Origin of the sequence: Pseudomonas mandelii (genome assembly GCF_002251635.1) — a bacterium.
GTDB classification, from domain to species: Bacteria; Pseudomonadota; Gammaproteobacteria; order Pseudomonadales; family Pseudomonadaceae; genus Aquipseudomonas; species Aquipseudomonas mandelii_B.
This window is the reverse complement of record NZ_NMOJ01000088.1, coordinates 25,530-47,324: the sequence shown is the minus strand read 5'-3', so window position 1 is coordinate 47,324 and position 21,795 is coordinate 25,530. Positions and strand designations below refer to the sequence as shown.

At 59.6% G+C, this 21,795-nt stretch carries 20 protein-coding genes and 2 pseudogenes; 11 read left to right on the top strand and 11 right to left on the bottom strand.

The window, feature by feature from the left end:
• The first annotated feature begins 3 nt into the window (after nucleotides 1–3).
• From B7L09_RS12695 to tldD, 5 genes are all read left to right on the top strand, one after another.
• On the top strand, nucleotides 4–600 hold the full coding sequence (locus B7L09_RS12695) for a Maf family protein (RefSeq protein WP_094469114.1): 597 nt from the start codon (nucleotides 4–6) through the stop codon (nucleotides 598–600).
• A gap of 57 nt (nucleotides 601–657) precedes the next feature.
• Nucleotides 658–2,115: a ribonuclease G gene (rng, locus tag B7L09_RS12690; protein WP_053254407.1), complete on the top strand. Its 1,458-nt coding sequence runs from the start codon at nucleotides 658–660 to the stop codon at nucleotides 2,113–2,115.
• 75 nt (nucleotides 2,116–2,190) lie between these two features.
• Nucleotides 2,191–5,994 (top strand): YhdP family protein, encoded by a 3,804-nt coding sequence (locus tag B7L09_RS12685; protein WP_094469113.1) that lies wholly within the window; start codon nucleotides 2,191–2,193, stop codon nucleotides 5,992–5,994.
• A 190-nt stretch (nucleotides 5,995–6,184) separates the two neighbouring features.
• A complete protein-coding gene (locus B7L09_RS12680) occupies nucleotides 6,185–7,033 on the top strand; it encodes a carbon-nitrogen hydrolase family protein (RefSeq protein WP_094469112.1) in 849 nt (282 codons plus the stop codon).
• A 16-nt stretch (nucleotides 7,034–7,049) separates the two neighbouring features.
• Entirely contained in the window at nucleotides 7,050–8,492 is a 1,443-nt protein-coding gene (gene tldD / locus B7L09_RS12675; RefSeq protein WP_094469111.1) for a metalloprotease TldD, read from the top strand.
• 49 nt (nucleotides 8,493–8,541) lie between these two features.
• Here tldD and yjgA read toward each other — a convergent pair.
• Nucleotides 8,542–9,065: pseudogene (gene yjgA, locus B7L09_RS12670) on the bottom strand (ribosome biogenesis factor YjgA).
• A 108-nt stretch (nucleotides 9,066–9,173) separates the two neighbouring features.
• Here yjgA and pmbA point away from each other — a divergent pair.
• The 6 genes from pmbA to B7L09_RS12640 all read left to right on the top strand — a co-directional run bounded on the left by pmbA (nucleotide 9,174) and on the right by B7L09_RS12640 (nucleotide 14,529).
• A complete protein-coding gene (gene pmbA, locus B7L09_RS12665) occupies nucleotides 9,174–10,520 on the top strand; it encodes a metalloprotease PmbA (protein WP_094469110.1) in 1,347 nt (448 codons plus the stop codon).
• A 251-nt stretch (nucleotides 10,521–10,771) separates the two neighbouring features.
• Nucleotides 10,772–11,179, top strand: a complete 408-nt coding sequence (locus tag B7L09_RS12660) for a FagA protein (RefSeq protein WP_094469109.1) — start codon at nucleotides 10,772–10,774, stop codon at nucleotides 11,177–11,179.
• Nucleotides 11,160–12,536, top strand: a complete 1,377-nt coding sequence (locus B7L09_RS12655) for a class II fumarate hydratase (RefSeq protein WP_094469108.1) — start codon at nucleotides 11,160–11,162, stop codon at nucleotides 12,534–12,536. Before B7L09_RS12660 ends, B7L09_RS12655 begins: the two co-directional genes overlap by 20 nt.
• Nucleotides 12,537–12,563: 27 nt before the next feature.
• Nucleotides 12,564–12,992, top strand: coding sequence for a DUF2753 family protein (locus B7L09_RS12650; protein ID WP_094469107.1), 429 nt, complete (start codon nucleotides 12,564–12,566; stop codon nucleotides 12,990–12,992).
• Between the two features lies 1 nt (nucleotide 12,993).
• A complete protein-coding gene (locus B7L09_RS12645) occupies nucleotides 12,994–13,605 on the top strand; it encodes a superoxide dismutase (RefSeq protein ID WP_094469106.1) in 612 nt (203 codons plus the stop codon).
• A gap of 30 nt (nucleotides 13,606–13,635) precedes the next feature.
• A complete protein-coding gene (locus tag B7L09_RS12640) occupies nucleotides 13,636–14,529 on the top strand; it encodes a ZIP family metal transporter (RefSeq protein ID WP_094469105.1) in 894 nt (297 codons plus the stop codon).
• A gap of 8 nt (nucleotides 14,530–14,537) precedes the next feature.
• Here the strand turns inward: B7L09_RS12640 and B7L09_RS12635 are convergent, their stop codons facing one another.
• The 10 genes and pseudogenes from B7L09_RS12635 to B7L09_RS12590 all read right to left on the bottom strand — a co-directional run bounded on the left by B7L09_RS12635 (nucleotide 14,538) and on the right by B7L09_RS12590 (nucleotide 21,567).
• Nucleotides 14,538–14,813 (bottom strand): HPr family phosphocarrier protein, encoded by a 276-nt coding sequence (locus B7L09_RS12635; RefSeq protein ID WP_094469104.1) that lies wholly within the window; start codon nucleotides 14,811–14,813, stop codon nucleotides 14,538–14,540.
• A gap of 16 nt (nucleotides 14,814–14,829) precedes the next feature.
• Nucleotides 14,830–15,687 (bottom strand): RNase adapter RapZ, encoded by an 858-nt coding sequence (gene rapZ / locus B7L09_RS12630; protein WP_094469103.1) that lies wholly within the window; start codon nucleotides 15,685–15,687, stop codon nucleotides 14,830–14,832.
• 2 nt (nucleotides 15,688–15,689) lie between these two features.
• Entirely contained in the window at nucleotides 15,690–16,154 is a 465-nt protein-coding gene (gene ptsN / locus B7L09_RS12625) for a PTS IIA-like nitrogen regulatory protein PtsN (RefSeq protein WP_094469102.1), read from the bottom strand.
• A 12-nt stretch (nucleotides 16,155–16,166) separates the two neighbouring features.
• A complete protein-coding gene (gene hpf / locus B7L09_RS12620; RefSeq protein WP_007941242.1) occupies nucleotides 16,167–16,475 on the bottom strand; it encodes a ribosome hibernation-promoting factor, HPF/YfiA family in 309 nt (102 codons plus the stop codon).
• Between the two features lie 77 nt (nucleotides 16,476–16,552).
• Nucleotides 16,553–18,043, bottom strand: a pseudogene (locus B7L09_RS12615) (RNA polymerase factor sigma-54); the annotation flags it as partial.
• Between the two features lie 184 nt (nucleotides 18,044–18,227).
• Entirely contained in the window at nucleotides 18,228–18,953 is a 726-nt protein-coding gene (gene lptB, locus B7L09_RS12610; protein ID WP_094469101.1) for an LPS export ABC transporter ATP-binding protein, read from the bottom strand.
• Nucleotides 18,953–19,501 (bottom strand): lipopolysaccharide transport periplasmic protein LptA, encoded by a 549-nt coding sequence (lptA, locus tag B7L09_RS12605; RefSeq protein WP_094469100.1) that lies wholly within the window; start codon nucleotides 19,499–19,501, stop codon nucleotides 18,953–18,955. Before lptA ends, lptB begins: the two co-directional genes overlap by 1 nt.
• Nucleotides 19,488–20,060 carry an LPS export ABC transporter periplasmic protein LptC gene (lptC, locus tag B7L09_RS12600; RefSeq protein WP_094469099.1) on the bottom strand — a complete coding sequence of 191 codons (573 nt, stop codon included), beginning with the start codon at nucleotides 20,058–20,060 and terminating at the stop codon, nucleotides 19,488–19,490. The genes lptA and lptC overlap by 14 nt, the downstream gene beginning before the upstream one ends.
• An 8-nt stretch (nucleotides 20,061–20,068) precedes the next feature.
• Nucleotides 20,069–20,593 (bottom strand): KdsC family phosphatase, encoded by a 525-nt coding sequence (locus tag B7L09_RS12595; protein ID WP_094469098.1) that lies wholly within the window; start codon nucleotides 20,591–20,593, stop codon nucleotides 20,069–20,071.
• Nucleotides 20,593–21,567: a KpsF/GutQ family sugar-phosphate isomerase gene (locus B7L09_RS12590; protein WP_094469097.1), complete on the bottom strand. Its 975-nt coding sequence runs from the start codon at nucleotides 21,565–21,567 to the stop codon at nucleotides 20,593–20,595. Before B7L09_RS12590 ends, B7L09_RS12595 begins: the two co-directional genes overlap by 1 nt.
• Nucleotides 21,568–21,795 lie beyond the last annotated feature (228 nt).

Below are 21,795 nucleotides of genomic sequence, written 5' to 3'. Positions count from 1 at the left end.
TTGATGAGAAAGCTGTACCTCGCCTCAGGCTCGCCGCGTCGGCGTGAACTGCTCACGCAGATCGGTGTGCCGTACTCCGCCATCAGCGCGGACATCGATGAAACCCCTTTAGCTCAAGAATCCCCGTCGGCCTATGTCGAGCGCCTGGCGCGCGGCAAAGCCGAGGCCGGGCGCGGCGCGGTCGTGTCCGACGCCGATTTTTGCGTGCTGGGTGCCGACACCGCCGTGGTGCTCAACGGGAAAATTCTCGGCAAACCGGTGGACGAAGCCGATGCGTGCGCCATGCTTATGATGTTGGCCGGTCAGGAACACGAAGTCTTGACCGCCATTGCGGTGCTTGACGGTGAGCGTTGTGAGTCCCGGGTAGTGCGCAGTCTGGTGCGCTTTCGCAGCATCGCTCGCGATGAAGCGGCGGCCTACTGGGCCAGTGGCGAACCCCGGGACAAGGCCGGTGGCTATGGCATTCAAGGACTGGGCGCGGTGTTTGTCGCCGGGCTCAATGGCAGTTACTCGGCGGTGGTTGGACTGCCGCTGTGCGAAACCGCTGAGCTGCTCGGCCATTTCGGCATACCCTGTTGGCAAACCCTTAACGCGCGCTAAGCGTCGTACTGACAAGATGCGGCCATTATCGTGAACATGCCTGAACGAGACCCTGCCATGAGTGAAGAGATTCTGATCAATATCACGCCGATGGAATCGCGCGTGGCGGTGGTAGAAAACGGTGTTCTGCAAGAAGTGCACGTCGAGCGCACCCAGAAGCGCGGGATCGTTGGCAACATCTATAAAGGCAAGGTTGTGCGCGTACTGCCAGGCATGCAAGCCGCCTTCGTCGATATCGGCCTGGACCGCGCCGCGTTCATTCACGCCTCGGAAATATCCCTGCGCGAAGGCCCGGCGGTGGAGAGCATCAGCGCGCTGGTTCACGAAGGCCAGAGTCTGGTCGTCCAGGTCACCAAGGACCCGATCGGTTCCAAAGGCGCACGCCTGACGACGCAACTGTCAATTCCGTCGCGTTATCTGGTGTACATGCCGCGGACTGCCCACGTCGGCATTTCCTTGAAAATCGAAGACGAAGCCGAGCGTGAACGCCTGAAAAAGGTGGTCAGCGACTGCGTGGCCGCTGAGGGCATCAAGGAAGCCGGCGGTTTTATCTTGCGCACCGCCGCAGAAGGCGCCGGCGCCGATGAAATCCTGATGGACATTCGCTACCTGCGGCGCTTGTGGGACCAGATCGGTGCACAGATCAAAACCATCGGTGCTCCGAGCGTCATCTATGAAGACCTGGGCCTGGCCCTGCGCACGCTGCGTGACCTGGTCAGCCCGAAGATTGAGAAAATCCGCATCGACTCGCGGGAAACCTTCCAGCGCACCACGCAGTTTGTTGCCGAACTGATGCCGGAAATTGCCGACCGCCTGGAGCACTATCCAGGTGAGCGGCCGATCTTCGACCTGTATGGCGTTGAAGACGAAATCCAGAAAGCCCTGGAACGCAAAGTGCCACTCAAGTCCGGCGGCTACCTGGTGGTGGACCCGGCGGAAGCCATGACCACCATCGACGTCAACACCGGTGCATTTGTTGGCCATCGCAACCTCGAAGAAACCATTTTCAAGACCAACCTCGAAGCAGCCACCGCTATCGCGCGTCAGATGCGCCTGCGCAACCTGGGCGGCATCATCATCATCGACTTCATCGACATGGAAGACGAAGAACACCAGCGCCAGGTGCTGCGCACGCTCGAGAAGCAGCTTGAGCGCGATCACGCCAAGACCAATATCATCGGTATTACCGAGTTGGGCCTGGTGCAGATGACCCGCAAACGCACCCGCGAAAGCCTTGAGCAAGTGCTGTGCGAACCTTGCAGTAGCTGTCAGGGCCGCGGCAAGTTGAAGACGCCGGAAACGGTCTGCTACGAAATTTTCCGCGAAATCCTCCGCGAGGCGCGTGCCTATCAAGCGGAAGGCTATCGTGTATTGGCGAACCAGAAAGTCGTCGACCGTTTGCTCGACGAGGAGTCGGGTAATGTCGCCGAGCTTGAAGGATTTATCGGACGCACCATTCGGTTCCAGGTGGAAACCATGTATTCCCAGGAACAATACGACGTGGTGCTGCTCTGAATCGCTGTGTTTCACCCTTACTAGAACGGCTGGCCTCAGCTTTTTGCAGTATTTTTGCCATGGGAGCCAACTGACATGGAACGTCTGACACGCATTTTGGCCGCACTGACCCGCTGGGGTCTTGGCCTGTGCGCGTTGGTCCTGGTGTTGATGGCGTTGTACGTCAGCCTCGGCCGGGAGCTGACGCCTCTGGTCGCCGAATACCGTGCCGACGTCGAAACCAAAGCCAGCGCCGCGTTGGGCATGCCGTTGCAGATCGGTAAGCTGGAAGGCAACTGGAGCGGTTTCGCGCCGATTTTGCTGGCGCACGATGTGACGGTCGGCGAGGGTGCCAACGCCCTGCACCTGGATCAGGTGCGAGCGGTGCCGGATCTTTGGGAAAGCCTGCTGGCTCGCGAAGTGCGCATTGCCCACTTGGAACTCAACGGCCTGAAGATCAGCCTCAAGGAAGGCGCGGACGGTCATTGGGCGCTGGAAGGGTTGCCGGTGCAGCAGGACCAGCCGCTTGATCCAGAGCAACTGCTCAACCGCATGCAAATGGTCCAGCAGCTGTCGGTGATCGACAGTCAGGTGACTTTGCAACCGCTAGACCACCCGCCGCTGACCCTGACCTACGTTGGCCTGAACCTGAAAACCGGCGTCTCCCGCCAGCGCCTCGAAGTCCGTCTTAACCTGCCCGACGGCCAACCGGTGGCCATGAGTGTGCACACGCGTATTCGCGCCAGCCAGTGGAAGGACGGCGAGGCTGAGGCCTACCTGAGCCTTCCGCAAAGCGACTGGTCGAAATGGTTGCCCGAACGCCTGACCCGGCAATGGAACTTCTCTGAAATCAAGGCCGGTGGCGAGCTCTGGGTGAACTGGGGCAACGGCGCACTGCAAAGCGGCGCCATTCGCTTGAACGCGCCGCAACTCAAGGGTGCCTACGCCGAACGCAAGCCGATCCAGATCAACAATCTGGCGCTCAACGGTTATTTCCAGCGCAGCACCGAAGGCATGCTGGTGACCCTGGACTCTCTGGCCATGAACTTCGGCGAGACCCGCTGGGAATCGCACCTGCAACTTCGACAGACCGCCGCCACCGACAAGGCTGAAGAGCTTTGGCATCTGCAAGCCGACCGCCTCGACCTCACCCCGCTCACGCCGCTGATTAACGCCTTGGGGCCGCTGCCCGAAGGCGTTGCCACGGCGATCGAACGACTCAAGGTGACCGGCGGGCTGCGTAATGTGCTGATCGATCTGCGCCCCAATGCCACCGATGACAGCAAGTTCAGCTTTGCTGCCAACCTAGATCAGGTCGGCTTCGATGCGTATCACGGCGCTCCTGCAGCGAGAAATGTCAGCGGCAGCATCAGCGGTGACCTCGGTCAGGGCGAACTGCGNATGGACAGCAAGGATTTTNTCTTGCACCTGGACCCGATTTTCGCCAAACCATGGCAATACATCCAGGCCAACGCCCGTCTGGCCTGGAAGCTCGACAAAGAAGGTTTCACCCTGATCGCGCCGTACCTGAAGGTGCTGGGGGAGGAGGGCAAGATTGCCGGTGACTTCCTGATCCGCCTGCATTTCGACCATGCCCAAGAAGACTATATGGACCTGCGGGTCGGCATGGTCGACGGCGACGGTCGCTACACCGCCAAGTACCTGCCGACCATGCTCAGCCCGGCGCTGGANGAATGGTTGCGCACGGCGATTCTCAAAGGTGCGGTGGACCAAGGTTTCTTCCAGTACCAGGGGTCGTTGAACCACGACGCGTTGCCCGCTGCGCGCAATATCAGCCTGTTCTTCAAGGTGCATGACGCCGAACTGGCTTTCCAGCCGGGATGGCCGCATGTCAGCAAGGTTAGCGGGGATGTGTTCGTTGAAGACAGTGGCGTGCGGATTCTGGCCAGCAAGGGTCAGTTGCTCGACACTCAGGTTCGTGACATTTACGTCAATATCCCCCATGTACCGGACGGGCAGAACGTCCACCTGTTCCTCGACGGCGGGTTTTCCGGCGGGTTGGGTGATGGCCTGAAGATTCTCCAGGAAGCGCCAATCGGCACGGCTGAAACCTTTGCCGGATGGGAAGGCGAGGGCGATCTGCAAGGTAAGCTGAAGCTGGATATTCCGCTGGTCAAAGGCGAGCAGCCGAAGATTCTCGTCGACTTCAAGACCGCCAAGGCGCGGTTGAAGCTGGCCGAACCCTCACTGGAGTTGACGCAGCTCAAGGGGGATTTCCGCTTCGACAGTGCCAAGGGCTTGAGCGGACAAAACATCACCGCCCGTGCCTTCGATAAACCGGTCACCGCACAGATTTTTGCCGATGGCAGTGCGGGCAACCTCAAGACCCGCGTCACCGCCTCCGGTCAGGTCGAGGTCAAGAAACTCACCGACTGGTTGAGCGTCACCCAGTCTTTGCCGGTATCCGGCCTGATCCCGTATCAACTGCAACTGAACCTGGATGGCCCTGACAGCCAGCTCTCGGTCAATTCCAGCCTCAAAGGCGTGGCGGTCGATTTGCCGGCGCCGTTCGGCATGACCGCCGATGCTGGCCGCGACACCACGTTCCGCATGACCCTGCAAGGGCCGGAGCGGCGTTACTGGGTCAATTATGGTGAGCTGGCAGACTTCACGTTTGCGGCGCCGCCCGGCAATTTTGCCGACGGTCGTGGCGAGTTGTTCCTGGGCGGCGGCAGTGCCGTGCTGCCCGGCGCAAAAGGACTGCGAGTACGCGGCGTGTTGTCGGAACTGGATGTTGGGCCGTGGAAGGATCTGGCGGACAAGTACGCTGGCCAGGATCCGGGCGGCAGTGCCAAGCAGTTGCTGAGCAGTGCGGACTTCAAGGTTGGCAAGCTCAGTGGTATCGGCACGACGCTAGATCAGGCGTCGGTGCAGTTAAACCGCAAACCGGCCGCGTGGGCTTTGCAACTCGACAGTCAGCAGGTCAAGGGCAGCGCGAACATCCCCGATGCGAAAGGCGCGCCGATTGCGATCAATCTGCAAACCGTGCGGTTGCCGGCACCCGACCCGACGGTCCTCGCCGACGAAAACTCACCGGATCCACTGGCCTCGGTGGACCCGACCAAGATCCCGGCGCTGGACATCACCATCAATCAGCTGTTCCAGGGGCAGGACCTCGTCGGCGCCTGGTATCTGAAAGTCCGTCCGACGGCCAAGGGTATTGCGCTCAATACGCTGGACTTGGGTCTCAAGGGTATTTTGTTGCAGGGCAGTGGCGGCTGGGAGGGCATACCCGGCAGCTCCAGCAGTTGGTACAAAGGGCGGATCAGCGGCAAGAATCTCGCTGACGTGCTGAAAGGCTGGGGCTTTGCGCCGAGCGTCACCAGTGAAGAATTTCACATGGATGTCGACGGTCGCTGGCCCGGTTCACCGGCTTGGCTGGCCACCAAACGCTTCTCCGGCACCCTTGATGCCTCGTTGAATAAAGGCCAGTTCGTCGAGGTCGAAGGCAGCGCCCAGGCCCTGCGTGTGTTCGGCCTGCTCAACTTCAATTCCATCGGTCGTCGTCTGCGCCTGGACTTCTCCGACCTGTTCGGCAAAGGCTTGAGTTATGACCGGGTCAAAGGTCTGTTGGCCGCGACCAACGGGGTTTATGTGACGCAGGAGCCGATCCTGCTGACCGGCCCGTCGAGCAACATCGAACTGAACGGTACCCTGAACCTGGTGGCCGACCAGGTTGACGCGAAACTGCTGGTGACTTTGCCGGTGACCAACAACCTGCCGATTGCCGCGCTGATCGTGGGTGCGCCGGCCATCGGCGGTGCGCTGTTCCTGATCGACAAGCTGATCGGTGACCGCGTGGCACGTTTCGCCAGCGTCAAATACACCGTCAAAGGCCCATGGAAAGAGCCGAAAATCACCTTCGACAAGCCTTTTTGAGTTCTTTTTTGAAAAGGCACTCCCCAAGCCTATGGAGTAGCATGGCGACCTGTCCTTATAAAAAGCGACCCAGGAGCGCGCCATGTCTTTTGCGGTGATTCTCGACGCACCGCAGTGTGAAAAGGCACTCCCCAAGCCTATGGAGTAGCATGGCGACCTGTCCTTATAAAAAGCGACCCAGGAGCGCGCCATGTCTTTTGCGGTGATTCAAATGGTCAGCCAGAGCGAGGTGCTGGCCAACCTGGCCCGGGCCCGGCATTTGCTCGAAGAGGCTGCGGCGGGTGGCGCGCAGCTGGCGGTGCTGCCGGAAAACTTCGCCGCCATGGGCCGTCGCGACATTGCCGACATCGGCCGCGCCGAGGCGTTGGGTGAAGGTCCGATCCTCCCATGGTTGAAACAGACCGCCCGCGACCTCACCTTATGGATAGTGGCCGGCACGTTGCCGTTGCCGCCAGTGGACCATCCGACGTCCAAAGCCCATGCCTGCTCGTTGCTGGTCAATGATCAGGGCGAAACGGTGGCGCGCTATGACAAGCTGCACCTGTTCGACGTGGACGTGGCGGACAATCGCGGGCGGTATCGCGAATCCGATGACTATGCTTATGGCAGTGGGGTCGTGGTGGCGGACACGCCCGTCGGCCGGGTCGGCCTGACAGTGTGTTACGACCTGCGTTTCCCGGAGTTGTACAGCGAACTGCGCGCTGCGGGCGCGCAATTGATTACCGCGCCGTCGGCATTTACTGCGGTGACCGGCGCGGCGCATTGGGATGTGCTGATTCGCGCACGGGCCATCGAGACTCAATGTTATGTGCTAGCGGCCGCCCAGGGTGGGACGCATCCGGGACCGCGGGAAACCTGGGGTCACGCGGCGATCGTCGACCCTTGGGGGCGAGTGCTGACCCAACAGGATCAAGGCGAGGCGGTGTTGTTGGCCGAACGCGACAGCAGTGAACAGGCGTCGATACGGGCGCGCATGCCGGTGGTCAACCATCGGCGCTTTTTCTCGCAGGGCGCGCAGCGACCTGCTTCGGAACGATGAATTTAAGGCCAAACCTATGAGCGAGTTGTTGTCCTCAGTCAGTGAACACCTCCTGGCACCCGGTGGCGTGACCATCGAGAGCCTGCAAGGTGTGCTCGGCGATCTGGCCGGCCCGGGCATTGATGCCGCGGATCTGTATTTCCAGGGGCAGATTTCCGAGTCCTGGGCGCTGGAAGACGGGATCGTCAAGGAAGGCAGCTTCAACCTCGACCAAGGCGTCGGCGTGCGTGCGCAATCGGGTGAAAAAACCGGTTTCGCCTACAGCAATGCCATCACCCTCGAAGCCCTCGGCGCAGCGGCCCGTGCGGCGCGTTCGATCTCCCGCGCCGGGCAGAACGGCACAGTGCAGGCGTTCACCACGGCGGACGTCGCCCAGTTGTACGGGCCGGACAACCCGCTGGAAGTGATGAGCCGCGCGGAGAAAGTCGAACTGCTCAAGCGCATCGACGTCGCCACCCGTGCCCTCGACCCGCGTATCCAGCAAGTCACCGTGAGCATGGCCGGTGTGTGGGAACGCATTCTTGTCGCTTCGACCGACGGCAGCCTGGCCGCCGATGTGCGGCCGTTGGTGCGCTTCAACGTCAGCGTGATCGTCGAGCAAAACGGTCGCCGCGAGCGTGGTGGTCATGGTGGTGGTGGGCGCACCGACTACCGTTATTTCCTCGCTGAAGACCGTGCCATGGGCTATGCCCGTGAAGCGCTGCGTCAGGCACTGGTCAACCTTGAAGCGATTCCGGCGCCGGCCGGTACATTGCCGGTGGTGTTGGGCTCGGGCTGGTCCGGTGTGTTGCTCCACGAAGCCGTTGGCCATGGCCTGGAAGGCGACTTCAACCGCAAGGGCAGTTCGGCCTACAGTGGGCGCATGGGCGAGATGGTCGCATCCAAGCTGTGCACCATTGTCGATGATGGCACCCTGGCCGGTCGCCGTGGCTCGCTGAGCGTCGACGACGAAGGTACACCGACCGAGTGCACCACGCTGATTGAAAACGGCGTGCTCAAGGGTTACATGCAAGACAAGCTCAACGCTCGCCTGATGGGCGTGGCGCGTACCGGTAACGGCCGCCGCGAGTCCTACGCGCACCTGCCGATGCCGCGTATGACCAACACCTACATGCTCGGTGGCGAAAGCGATCCGGCGGAAATCATCGCTTCGGTAAAACGCGGGATCTACTGCGCCAACCTCGGCGGTGGTCAGGTGGACATCACCAGCGGTAAGTTCGTGTTCTCCACCAGCGAAGCGTACCTGATCGAAGACGGCAAGATTACCGCGCCCGTCAAAGGGGCAACGTTGATTGGTAACGGGCCGGAAGCCATGAGCAAGGTGTCGATGGTCGGTAACGACCTGTCGCTGGACAGTGGCGTGGGCACATGCGGCAAAGATGGGCAATCGGTGCCGGTGGGTGTCGGCCAGCCAACGCTGAAAATCGATGCGATCACTGTGGGTGGCACAGGATCGTAAAAGGATGGAGCTTCGGGTGAGCCGCTTGGCGACTCACCCGATTCGAGATTTAACGCAGACCGCGTTGAGTCTCGTCCAGCTCACGGATGTATTTGAAAATTTTACGGCTGGTGGCCGGAGCCTTGTTTTGCGCCAGTTCGTGCTGGGCCTGACGGATCAGGGAGCGCAGTTGCTGGCGGTCCGCCTCCGGGTAGTCGAGCACGAACTTCTCCAGGACCGCATCGTCGCCCGCGATCAAGCGATCGCGCCAGCGTTCCAGGCCATGGAAACGTTCGTTGTACTGCCGAGTGGAGGCATCGAGTTGATCGAGCAAGGTCAGAATGGCGTCAGTGTCCTGATCGCGCATCAGTTTGCCGATAAACATGATGTGCCGTTTACGCGCGATATTCGCGGTGTGCTTAGGCGCATCAGCCAGGGCCCGGCGCATTTCGTCGGTCAGTGGCAGTTTTGCAACCAAGTCAGGCTTGAGCGTTGTAAGGCGCTCGCCAAGATCAACCAGAGCATGCAGCTCGCGTTTGACCTGGGTTTTGCTTTTTTCTCCCCATCGAGGGAGTCGTCGTAAGAATCAACCATGGTGGCAGTCCGCAAAGAAACGCCGCCATGATAACCAGTCGGGGGCCGCTTGTCCGGCCCGGTCGCTCGATGGCCTTAACCGAAAGCAGAATTTGAGTGGAGAAAACCATGAGTGCAGCCCAAAGCGTCGGTCCGCAAGCGTTACCGGCACTGCAGGAACAAGTCGAGCAGATCCTTGCCGAGGCCAAGCGCCAGGGGGCCAGTGCCTGTGAAGTGGCGGTCTCGCTGGAGCAGGGGCTGTCGACGTCGGTACGCCAGCGGGAAGTGGAAACCGTCGAATTCAACCGCGACCAGGGGTTTGGCATCACATTGTATGTGGGTCAGCGCAAAGGCTCGGCCAGCACCTCGGCCAGTGGTCCTGAAGCGATTCGTGAAACCGTCGCGGCGGCGTTGGCNATCGCCAAGCACACTTCCGAAGACGAAGCTTCCGGCCTGGCAGATGCCGCGCTGATGGCCAGGGATCTGCAAGATTTCGACCTGTTCCATGAATGGGACATCACCCCAGAGCAAGCCATCGAGCAGGCGCTGACCTGTGAAGCCGCGGCATTTGCTGCCGACAGCCGGATCAAGAACGCCGACGGCACCACCCTCAGCACTCATCAAGGCTGCCGCGTTTACGGCAACAGTCACGGTTTTATCGGCGGCTATGCGTCGACCCGTCACAGCTTGAGCTGTGTGATGATCGCCGAAGCCAACGGCCAGATGCAGCGCGACTATTGGTATGACGTAAGCCGTCAGGGCAACTTGTTGGCCGACCCGGTGAGCATCGGCCAGCGTGCCGCGCAACGGGCCGCGAGCCGGTTGGGCGCCCGTCCGGTACCGACTTGCGAAGTGCCGGTGCTGTTTTCGGCTGAACTGGCCGGTGGCTTGTTCGGCAGTTTCCTGGGCGCGATTTCCGGCGGCAACCTGTACCGCAAATCGTCTTTCCTTGAAGGCACGCTGGGTCAGAAACTGTTCCCGGAATGGCTGACCATCGATGAGCGNCCGCACCTGATGCGTGCCATGGGCAGCTCAGCGTTCGACGGTGATGGCCTGGCCACTTATGCCAAGCCGTTTGTCGAGAAGGGTGAGTTGGTGTCGTACGTACTGGGCACTTACGCCGGCCGCAAGCTTGGCCTGCCAAGCACAGCCAACTCCGGTGGCGTGCACAACCTGTTCGTCACCCATGGCGACGAAGATCAGGCGGCGCTGTTGCGTCGCATGGGTCGCGGCTTGCTGGTGACCGAATTGATGGGCAGTGGCCTGAACATGGTCACCGGCGATTATTCCCGGGGCGCGGCGGGTTACTGGGTCGAGAATGGCGAAATCCAGTTCGCGGTCCAGGAAGTGACCATCGCCGGCAACATGCGCGACATGTTCAAGCAGATCGTTGCCGTCGGTAATGACCTGGAATTGCGCAGCAACATTCGCACCGGTTCGGTGTTGATCGAACGGATGACGGTAGCCGGCAGCTAACGCTTAGCCGTTACACAAAAAGGCGCGCCACCCATCGTTGGGTGGCGCGCCTTTTTTTGCGTTGGTTTTCTTGGGGTTGTTTTGGTTCTCATTATCATCTAATAATAATGTCAGACGACTCAGATATTGACACAAAAAGGCGCGCCACCCATCGTTGGGTGGCGCGCCTTTTTTTGCGTTGGTTTTCTTGGGGTTGTTTTGGTTCTCATTATCATCTAATAATAAATCTCATTACCGAATGAGCCCGGATCATGAGTTCTGCCTTGCACGAGCAGCCTTACCTGGAGAGCTGGCGCTGGATGAGTCGCCAGATCCGTTGCGCGATGGACCCTGACGAGCCTCGCCTGATCGAACATTACCTGGCTGAAGGCCGGTATCTGGCGTGTTGCACGGCCACTTCTCCCTGGACCATCGCCGAAACCTCTTTCCGTTTGCTGCTCGACACCGCTGCCGATGTCGCGTTGCCCTGGCATTGGCGGACTTACTGCCTGGACCAGGCCTGGCGCCCTTTGCGCGAACTTGAACGCCTCTCTCTGTGCAAATGCCGCCTCAAGCGCTGGCAAAGCTACACCTGGCAACTGGCGATCTGCGAGTTGCAGCCCTCGATTCCTCTCATAGAACTGGTGCAAGGATTTTCTGATGAACAAGACTCGTATTGAGCGCGACAGCATGGGCGAGCTTCAAGTCCCGGTGGATGCGCTCTATGGCGCGCAGACCCAGCGTGCGGTGGATAACTTCCCGATCAGCGGCAAACCGATGCCCGTGCAGTTCATCCGTGCGTTGATCCTCGCCAAGGCCGCCGCCGCCCAGGCCAACGTCGAGCTCAAGCAAATCAGCGAGTCCCAGGGCAAAGCCATCGTCGATGCGGCACTGGGGCTGCTTCAAGGCGACTTCATGCAGCACTTCCCGGTGGANATCTTCCAGACCGGCTCCGGCACCAGTTCCAATATGAACGCCAACGAAGTGATTGCGACCCTGGCCAGCCGCCTGCTGGGCGAGCCGGTCAACCCCAATGACCACGTGAACTGCGGCCAAAGCAGCAACGACATTATCCCGACCACCATCCATGTCAGCGCTGCACTTGCGTTGCATGAGCAACTGCTGCCGGCGCTGGTGCGTCTGGTGCAGGTCATCGAACGCAAGGCTGAAGAGGTTCATCACCACGTCAAAACCGGTCGCACGCACCTGATGGACGCCATGCCCGTGCGCATGAGCCAGGTGCTCAATGGCTGGGCGCAACAGCTCAAGGCCAATATCGGTCACTTGCAGGACCTGCTGCCGAGCTTGCAGGCGTTGGCCCAGGGCGGCACGGCGGTCGGCACCGGGGTCAACGCACATCCGCAATTCGCAGCGCGTTTCAGCCAACAGCTGAGCGAGCTGACCCACGTTCAGTTCACGCCGGGCAAGGATCTGTTTGCGCTGATAGGTTCCCAGGACACCGCCGTCGCTGTCTCCGGCCAACTGAAAGCCACCGCCGTGTCGCTGATGAAAATCGCCAACGACCTGCGCTGGATGAACTCCGGCCCATTGGCCGGGTTGGGTGAAATCGAGCTGGAAGGCCTGCAGCCAGGCTCTTCGATCATGCCGGGCAAGGTCAATCCGGTGATCCCGGAAGCGACCGCCATGGTCGCCGCCCAAGTTATTGGCAATGACACGGTCATTACCGTCGCCGGCCAGTCCGGCAATTTCGAGCTGAACGTGATGCTGCCGATCATCGCCCAGAACCTGCTGAGCAGCATCGAATTGCTGGCCAACTCCAGCCATCTGCTGGGTGAGAAGGCCATCGCCAGCTTCAAGGTCAATGAGGCCAAGCTCAAGGAAGCGCTGTCGCGTAACCCGATCCTGGTCACTGCACTCAACCCGATCATTGGTTACCAAAAAGCCGCTGAAATTGCCAAGAAGGCTTATCAGCAAGGCCGCCCGGTGATTGATGTCGCCCTCGAGCACACCGACTTGACGCGNAGCCAACTGGAAATCCTGTTGGATCCGGAAAAGCTCACAGCCGGCGGCGTGTAATCACCGACTCTGCTTTGGAGGTTCACCATGGAGCATTGGAAACGCACGATCGAACGGGCCAATCGCTGCTTTATGCAAGGCGAGCTGGTCGACGCTCGCGAAGCCTATTTGCAAGCCCTGGCCCTGGCTCAAGTGTTATTCGAGCGTTGGGCGGATGCCGACGAAGCAGTGGCGGCCTGCGTCATTTCCCATCACAACCTGGCGGACCTGCACCTGCGCCTGAACCAGCCTGAAGAAAGCGCGGAATACTTGTGCGCGATCCATCAGCGGTTGTTGCAAACCATGCAGGACCCGCGCCTGGCCCCAGCACTGCGTGAAGCCGCGCTGCGCCAAAGCAGCAAAACCTATGTCGAGCTGCTGAATTTCATCAGCGAACACGGCGAATATCCGCGCACCCACCGTTTACTGCACACCGATACCGCATCGCCTGCGCCTCTACATCATGGAGTCCATTGAAATGGCTTTTACCTTGCCTGCCCTGCCTTACGCTTACGATGCCCTGGAACCGCATATCGATGCGCAAACCATGGAAATTCACTACACCAAGCATCACCAGACCTACATCAATAACCTGAATGCAGCGGTCGAAGGCACCGAATTTGCCGAATGGTCGGTGGAAAAACTGGTCGCAAGCGTCCAGCAGCTGCCGGAAAAGCTCCGCGCGGCGGTGATCAATCAGGGCGGCGGCCACGCCAACCATTCGTTGTTCTGGGAAGTGATGGCGCCTCACGGTGGCGGCAAACCCGAAGGTGCGCTGGCCAAGGCGATTGATGAGCAACTGGGTGGCCTGGACAGTTTCAAGGAAGCCTTCACCAAGGCCGCGCTGACCCGCTTCGGCAGTGGCTGGGCCTGGCTCAGTGTCACACCGCAAAAGACTCTGATTGTGGAAAGCAGCGGCAACCAGGACAGCCCGTTGATGAACGGCAATTCGCCGATCCTGGGTCTGGACGTGTGGGAGCACGCTTACTACCTGCGCTACCAGAACCGTCGCCCGGAATACATCAATGCGTTCTACAACGTGATCAATTGGCCTGAAGTCGCTGCGCGTTATCAGGCTGCGCTGGTTTAAGTCCTCTATAAAAACAATCCAAGGCTGACTATGGGCACTGAAACACTGGCGATTGGCAGCGGACGAATGTTTCGTTACGCGTTGGGATCGCTGTTGCTGCTGGCGGGCATGTCGTTGTTGGTCGCTCATGGACTGGCGTGGCTGGATCTCGAACCCAAACTCCTGCGCGCACTCCAGGGCGGGGCGATTTGTGCCTTGGGCACTGCGTTGGGCGCGGTTCCTGTGCTGGTGATTCGCCGCATGCCGCAGGCGGTCAGCGATACGTTGCTCGGTTTTGGTGCCGGGGTGATGCTCGCGGCGACGGCGTTTTCGCTGATCGTTCCGGGGATTTCCGCTGCTGAAAGCCTGGGGCTGACACCCTGGGCGGCCAGCGGCTTGATCAGCTTCGGCATCATGCTCGGCGCGTTCGGGCTGTTTCTGGTGGACCGTAAGGTGTCGGGCGCCTCGCCGGAAATGCTCGTCGGAACCCTGGAACGGCCGGTCATCCCGCCACGGATCTGGTTGTTTGTGTTTGCCATCATTGCCCACAACATTCCTGAAGGCATGGCGGTCGGTGTTTCGGCCGGTGGTGGAATGCCCGATGCTGACAGCCTGGCCATGGGTATCGCGTTGCAGGATGTGCCGGAAGGGCTAGTGATCGCGCTGGTATTGGCAGGGGCGGGGATGTCGCGGGTCAAGGCATTCCTGATCGGTGCAGCATCAGGTCTTGTGGAGCCGGTCTTCGCGTTGTTGTGCGCGTGGCTGGTGAGCCTGGCCGAATTGCTGTTGCCGTTAGGATTGGCGNTGGCGGCTGGGGCGATGTTGCTGGTGGTGACGCACGAAGTGATCCCCGAGTCGCGCCGTAATGGTCACGACAAGCTGGCGAGTCTAGGCTTGTTGATCGGGTTTTGCTTGATGATGGTGATGGATACGGCGCTCGCCTAGGCGAGTGCTTAACCGCCTTCGCCAAAGTAGTCGTTGATCAGATCCACCAACGCCTTCAAGGCTTCGTCAGCCTGTTCACCTTCGGTANTTAAATGGATTTTTGTTCCCTTACCGGCAGCGAGCATCATCATGGCCATGATGCTTTTGCCGTCTACCATGGACTCGGGAGTACGTCCGACCCGGATCGTGCAATCCTTGAACTCACCGGCAACGCCAACGAATTTTGCCGAAGCGCGGGCATGCAGGCCCAGCTTGTTGATGATTTCAATTTCCAGAGCGGGCATCGCGGGGGTGTTCCTTTCAGCTAAGGTCGCGGTGGCGAACCTGAACGTTCTTGAGGGTTTGTTGCAGGACCTGGCCCAGACGTTCGGTCAGGTAGACGGAGCGGTGATGCCCGCCGGTGCAGCCAATGGCGATGGTGACGTAAGCCCGGTTGCTGGCGGCAAAGCGCGGCAACCATTTGAGCAGGTAGCTGGAGATGTCCTGGAACATCTCCTCGACATCCGGCTGTGCAGCCAGGTACTCGGCCACCGGTTGATCAAGGCCTGACTGNTCGCGCAATTCCGGCTTCCAGTAAGGGTTGGGCAGGCAGCGCACGTCGAACACTAGGTCCGCATCCACCGGCATGCCCCGCTTGAATCCGAAAGATTCCACCAGGAACGCAGTGCCGGCTTCCGGCTGGTTCAGCAGGCGCAGCTTGATGGTATCGCGCAACTGATAAAGGTTCAGGTTGGTGGTGTTCACCTTGAGGTCTGCCAGATCGGCGATCGGGCCCAGCAGATTACTTTCGTCCTGAATCGCCTCGGCCAGCGAGCGATTGGCGTTGCTCAGTGGGTGGCGGCGGCGGGTTTCCGAAAAGCGTTTGAGCAACGTTTCTTCGTCGGCGTCCAGGTACAGCACGTCACACTTGATATGCCGACTTCGGACTTCTTCGAGCAATTCCGGAAACCGCGACAGGTGACTCGGCAGGTTGCGCGCATCGATGGACACAGCAACCAGCGGTTGTGCGAGCTCGGTATGAATCAGCGCACGTTCCGCCAACTCCGGCAGCAAACCGGCGGGCAGGTTGTCGATGCAATAAAATCCGTTGTCCTCNAGAACATCGAGTGCGGTACTTTTACCTGAGCCGGAACGGCCACTGACGATGATCAGGCGCATGATTAATGACCGTTTTGCTCGTCCAGGACAACCTGATACAAGGCTTCATTGCTCGGGGCGCTGCGCAGTTTTTCGCGTACTTCCTTGCGGTCGAGCATGCTGGCGATCTGCCGGAGCAGTTCCAGGTGCGCATCGGTGGCGGCTTGCGGGACCAGCAGGACGAACAGCAGGTCGACCGGGGCACCGTCGATGGCGTCGAAATCAATAGGTTTTTCCATGTGCAGCAGGGCGCTGACTGGAGACTCACAGCCTTGCAGGCGGCAATGGGGAATGGCGATGCCGTTACCAAAACCGGTTGAACCGAGTTTTTCACGGGCAATCAGCGCCTCATAGACAACTTGCTCATCCAGTTCAGGCACTTCGTGGCTGATCAGCTTGGCAATTTGTTCGAGTGCTTTCTTTTTGCTGCCGCCCGGCACGTTCACGAGGGAACGGCCGGGGGTCAGGATGGTTTCAAGTCGGATCATGGGTTGGGAGTGTTAACGACCGGTCGCGCCCTGAAGGAGGCTTTGGGTCTTTTCCTTATGCTTTTTGAGTTGTTTATCCAGCTTGTCGGTCAGTGCGTCGATCGCCGCGTACATGTCGGTATGCTCCGCGTTGGCGACCACTTCATTGCCGGGAATATGCAGCGTGGCTTCGATTTTCTGCTTGAGCTTTTCGACCGTCATCGTCACCTGCACGTTGGTGATCTTGTCGAAATGCCTCTCTAATCGTTCGAGTTTTTCGCCGATGTAGGTGCGAAGAGGTTCGGTCACTTCCAGTTGGTGTCCACTGATGTTGACTTGCATACAGCTTCTCCTTCGTTGCCAGTGCATAAAGCGACAGGCAAAAGCGCCTGCCACTGGAACGCTATGGCCNGCCNNTACATCAAACGCTTACGCTCGCTGGAAGGCGCGATCCCGAGGGACTCGCGGTACTTGGCGACGGTTCGACGGGCGACCTGAATGCCTTGTGCCTCCAGTAAACCAGCGATCTTGCTGTCACTCAACGGCTTTTTCTGATTTTCCGCGGCAACCAGTTTTTTGATGATCGCGCGGATCGCCGTGGACGAGCATTCGCCGCCTTCGGAGGTGCTTACGTGGCTGGAGAAAAAGTATTTCAGCTCATAAATACCCCGTGGGGTATGCATGAATTTCTGTGTGGTCACCCTGGAAATTGTCGATTCATGCATGCCTACCGCTTCGGCGATATCGTGCAGTACCAGCGGTTTCATCGCTTCGTCGCCATACTCCAGGAAGCCGCGCTGATGCTCGACGATCTGAGTGGCCACTTTCATCAGGGTTTCGTTGCGGCTTTGCAGGCTCTTGATGAACCAGCGCGCTTCCTGCAACTGGTTGCGCATGAAGGTGTTGTCGGCACTGGTGTCGGCGCGGCGCACAAAACCGGCGTATTGGGCGTTGACCCGCAGCCGTGGCACCGATTCCTGGTTCAGCTCGACCAACCAGCGCTCGTTGTCCTTGCGCACGATCACATCGGGAACGACATATTCGGCTTCGCTGGACTCGATCTGCGAGCCCGGGCGAGGGTTAAGGCTCTGCACCAGCTCGATGACCTGGCGCAGGTCGTCTTCCTTGAGCTTCATACGGCGCATCAGCTGGCTGTAGTCGCGGCTGCCCAGCAGGTCGATGTAGTCGGTGACCAGGCGCTGGGCTTCGGCGAGCCACGGGGTCTTGGCAGGCAGTTGGCGCAGTTGCAGCAACAGGCACTCACTCAGCGTGCGCGCGCCGATACCGGCGGGCTCGAACTGCTGGATGCGGTGCAGGACGGCTTCGATTTCGTCCAGTTCGATGTCCAGTTCCGGATCGAAAGCCTCAAGGATCTCTTCGAGAGTCTCGTCCAGATAACCCTGGTTATTGATGCAGTCGATCAGGGTCACGGCGATCAGGCGATCGGTGTCGGACATCGGCGCCAGGTTCAGTTGCCACAACAAATGGCTCTGCAAGCTCTCGCCGACGGAGGTGCGGGTGGTGAAATCCCACTCGTCATCATCATTGCTGGGCAGGCTGCTGGCGCTGGTCTGGTAAACGTCTTCCCANGCGGTATCGACAGGCAGCTCGTTGGGAATGCGCTCGTTCCAGTCACCTTCCTCGAGGTTATCCACCGTCGGGGCGGTTTCCTGGTAGGAGGGTTCGGAAATGTCGGCGTTGGGGAGCTGCTCGGCTTTGTCGGCCAAGGGGTCTGCATTATCGAAGTCGTCGCCTTCTTCCTGGCGTTCGAGCATCGGATTGGACTCCAGGGCCTCCTGGATTTCCTGTTGCAGGTCCAGGGTCGACAATTGGAGCAGGCGGATGGCCTGTTGCAGCTGCGGTGTCATCGTCAGCTGCTGGCCCATTCTCAGGACTAGCGATGGTTTCATGGCAGGGGCTTAACACCTTATTCGCCGGCGCACATGCGCCATCCACNACAGGGCGCGTGAGCGCCAAACATAAGCAAATTATATGCCCGAAACTGCAGCGTTTGCCTAGAGCGCTGTAACAATAAAAAAGTATTGATTTTTTATCGAGGCAAGCGCCCGGACAACCAGCCAGACACCTCAATGCTTACAGGCGGAACTCATGGCCCAGATATACTTCCTTGACCAGTTCGTTGGCCAGGATGGTGGCGGAGTCGCCTTCGGCGATCAGCTGACCATCGTTGACGATGTAGGCGGTTTCGCAGATATCCAGTGTTTCACGGACGTTGTGGTCAGTGATCAGCACGCCAATGCCTTTGGCCTTGAGATGATGGATGATCTGCTTGATGTCGCCGACCGAGATCGGGTCGACGCCGGCGAAGGGTTCGTCGAGGAGGATGAATTTCGGGTTGGTGGCCAGTGCCCGGGCGATTTCCACCCGGCGACGTTCACCGCCGGACAAACTCATGCCAAGGTTGTCGCGAATGTGGTTGATGTGGAATTCCTGCAGCAGGCTTTCCAGCTCTTTGCGGCGGCCGTCACGGTCGAGTTCCTTGCGGGTCTCCAGGATCGCCATGATGTTGTCTGCTACCGACAGTTTGCGGAAGATCGACGCCTCTTGCGGAAGATAGCCGATACCGGCCTTTGCGCGACCGTGCATCGGCTGATGGCTGACGTCCAGATCGTCGATCAGAACGCGGCCCTGATCGGCCTGCACCAAGCCAACAATCATGTAGAAGCACGTGGTCTTGCCGGCGCCGTTGGGGCCGAGCAAGCCAACGATCTGGCCGCTGTCTATCGATAAACTGACGTCACGCACGACCTGGCGGCTCTTGTAGCTCTTGGCCAGATGCTGAGCTTTCAGAGTTGCCATTACGGGGCCTTTTTCGCGTCGTTTTTCGGCTTGGGCTGGATCACCATGTCAATGCGCGGACGCGCCTCGGTGACCTTGCTGCCCGTCGCACGCCCGGCGCTCGCAAGTTTCTTGGCCGTGTCGTAGACGATTTTTTCGCCTTGGGTGACGTTGTTGTCCTTGTCGACAACTTTTGCCTTGTCGATCAGCACGACGCGGTTTTGCGAGGCGTGGTACTGAATAGTCACCCCCCAACCCTGAACAGGCTTGGTGTCGCCCGCCGTCTGCATCTGCTCGAAGTAGGCGAGGTTGCCCACCGAGGTCACCACGTCGATGTCGCCAGCCGGGGTACGGGTGATGGTCACTGTATTGCCGGTGACCTTCATCGTGCCCTGAGTAATGATCACGTCACCTTTATAGGTGGCAACGCCATTCTTGTCGTCCAGTTGGGCGTCGTCGGCCTGGATGTGGATCGGTTGCTGGCTATCGTTCGGCAGAGCCCAGGCGCTCACGCTTCCCAGTGCTGCGCCCAGACCGAGCAAAATAGGGAGGGTTTTAACGAGCCTCATACTGTCCTCTTACGTTCGATAGCAGGTGTATCCTGCTTTCTTTCAAATACGCTTTCATTCCCTTGCCAGTCGATACACCGCCAGCGCCGTCGATTCTAACGTCTTGCTCGGTCTGCGCATATTGCTGCTGCGGGAACACCGTCATTCGGGTGGTGGTAATCAGGGTTTTGCGGTTTTTCTCGTCGAAACGGGTGATGCGCACCGAGTCGATCAGCTCAACCTGAGTGCCGTCCGGGTTGACTTCGCCGTGCTCACTCTGGACGTGCCACGGGAACTGCGTACCGCGAAACATATTCAGGTCAGGGTTGGTCAGCAACGTCACCTCGCTCGCTTTCAGGTGTTCGACCTTGTCGGACGTCATTTCGTACTGCAATTTGCCGTCCGGCAGGTACTGCACGCTGTGGGCGTTGAGGGCGTAATAGTCGATTGCGCTTTCATCGACCGTGACCACCGGTTTGTCGAGGAAGCGTTCCGGGCTGATGTTCCAGTAGCCGACCGCGGCAAACAGCGCCGCGATGCAGCCGAACAGCAGGAAGTTGCGAATCTTTTTGCTCAGCATAAAACGCTCTATAGGTAGGCGGCGTGGGCCGCATCGAGGCGGCCCTGGGCGCGCAGGATCAATTCACAGAATTCGCGAGCGGCACCCTCGCCACCACGGGCCAGGGTGATGCCATGAGCGTGTTCACGCACGAAGCTGGCAGCGTTTGCTACGGCCATGCCCAGGCCCACCCGGCGAATGACCGGCAGGTCAGGCAGATCGTCGCCCAGATAGGCAACCTGCTCATAGCTTAGGTTGAGTTGGCCAAGAAGCTCGTCCAGAACCACCAGTTTGTCTTCACGACCCTGGTAGAGGTGTGGAATGCCGAGGTTCTTCGCCCGCCGTTCGACCACCGGGGTCTTGCGGCCGCTGATGATAGCGGTCTGCACACCGGCAGCCATCAACATTTTGATGCCCTGGCCGTCGAGGGTGTTGAAGGTCTTGAATTCGCTGCCATCTTCGAGAAAGTACAGGCGGCCATCGGTCAGTACGCCATCAACGTCGAAAATCGCCAATTTGATGTTTTTGCCGCGTTCTAACAGGTTGCTGGTCATTACATCACTCCCGCACGCAGCAAGTCGTGCATGTTCAGGGCGCCAATCGGGCGGTCGTCGCTATTGACCACCACCAGCGCGCCAATCTTGTGGTCTTCCATGATTTTCAGGGCTTCGGCGGCGAGCATCTCGGCGCGAGCGGTCTTGCCGTGCGCGGTCATGACCTGATCGATGGTGGCGCTGTGGATGTCGATGCTGCGGTCCAGTGTGCGGCGCAAGTCACCGTCGGTGAAGATCCCGGCCANNCGCCCGTCAGCCTCCAGGATCACGGTCATGCCCAGGCCTTTGCGGGTCATTTCCATCAGTGCGTCCTTCAGCAAGGTGCCGCGCTGCACCTGCGGCAGCTCCTGGCCGGCGTGCATGACGTTTTCGACTTTCAGCAACAGGCGTCGACCCAGCGCGCCGCCGGGATGGGAAAAGGCGAAGTCTTCAGCGGTAAAGCCCCGGGCTTCCAGCAGCGCAACGGCCAGGGCATCGCCCATGACCAACGCGGCTGTGGTGGAGGAGGTCGGCGCCAGGTTCAGCGGGCAGGCCTCGTGGGCCACGTGAACATTCAGGTTCACTTCGGCAGCCTTGGCCAGCGTTGACTCCGGATTACCGGTGAGACTGATCATTTTGATGCCCAGACGCTTGATCAGCGGCAGCAGGGTCACGATTTCGTTGGTGGTGCCGGAGTTAGACAGTGCCAGGATGATGTCATCCTTGGTGATCATGCCCATGTCGCCGTGGCTGGCTTCGGCCGGGTGCACGAAAAAAGCCGTGGTCCCGGTACTTGCCAGGGTGGCGGCGATTTTGTTGCCGACGTGGCCGGATTTGCCCATGCCGACCACGACAACGCGGCCCTTGCTGGCCAGAATCATCTCGCATGCACGTACGAAATCTGCGTCGATATGGGCCAATAAACCTTCTACGGCTTCAAGCTCGAGGCGGATGGTGCGTTGTGCGGATTGAATAAGCTCGCTGGATTGGCTCATGTCTTAAATCGTATAGCCTGACGAAAAGGCGGCGATTATAGCGGTAATGATCAAAACCCTCACGCAAGTTCGTCACGCTTTGTCATTCCCGGTTACCGAATCCCCTCTGAACAAGGCTTTTTGCCTGTCAAGTTGCTGAACATGGGCCGGCGTGGGCCTTGGGCGCTTGGCCTTTGCAGTGATATAGTTCGCCGCCAGTTCGGCCTGCCCGGGGAGGTATGTGCTTTC

Bases quoted from the DNA above. Each gene is read 5' to 3' on its own strand.
- B7L09_RS12695 (WP_094469114.1), top strand. From the start codon at position 4: ATGAGAAAGCTGTACCTCGCCTCAGGCTCGCCGCGTCGGCGTGAACTG.
- rng (WP_053254407.1), top strand. From the start codon at position 658: ATGAGTGAAGAGATTCTGATCAATATCACGCCGATGGAATCGCGCGTG.
- B7L09_RS12680 (WP_094469112.1), top strand. From the start codon at position 6,185: ATGTCTTTTGCGGTGATTCAAATGGTCAGCCAGAGCGAGGTGCTGGCC.
- tldD (WP_094469111.1), top strand. From the start codon at position 7,050: ATGAGCGAGTTGTTGTCCTCAGTCAGTGAACACCTCCTGGCACCCGGT.
- B7L09_RS12660 (WP_094469109.1), top strand. From the start codon at position 10,772: ATGAGTTCTGCCTTGCACGAGCAGCCTTACCTGGAGAGCTGGCGCTGG.
- B7L09_RS12650 (WP_094469107.1), top strand. From the start codon at position 12,564: ATGGAGCATTGGAAACGCACGATCGAACGGGCCAATCGCTGCTTTATG.
- B7L09_RS12645 (WP_094469106.1), top strand. From the start codon at position 12,994: ATGGCTTTTACCTTGCCTGCCCTGCCTTACGCTTACGATGCCCTGGAA.
- ptsN (WP_094469102.1), bottom strand. From the start codon at position 16,154: ATGATCCGACTTGAAACCATCCTGACCCCCGGCCGTTCCCTCGTGAAC.
- hpf (WP_007941242.1), bottom strand. From the start codon at position 16,475: ATGCAAGTCAACATCAGTGGACACCAACTGGAAGTGACCGAACCTCTT.
- lptB (WP_094469101.1), bottom strand. From the start codon at position 18,953: ATGGCAACTCTGAAAGCTCAGCATCTGGCCAAGAGCTACAAGAGCCGC.
- lptA (WP_094469100.1), bottom strand. From the start codon at position 19,501: ATGAGGCTCGTTAAAACCCTCCCTATTTTGCTCGGTCTGGGCGCAGCA.
- lptC (WP_094469099.1), bottom strand. From the start codon at position 20,060: ATGCTGAGCAAAAAGATTCGCAACTTCCTGCTGTTCGGCTGCATCGCG.
- B7L09_RS12595 (WP_094469098.1), bottom strand. From the start codon at position 20,593: ATGACCAGCAACCTGTTAGAACGCGGCAAAAACATCAAATTGGCGATT.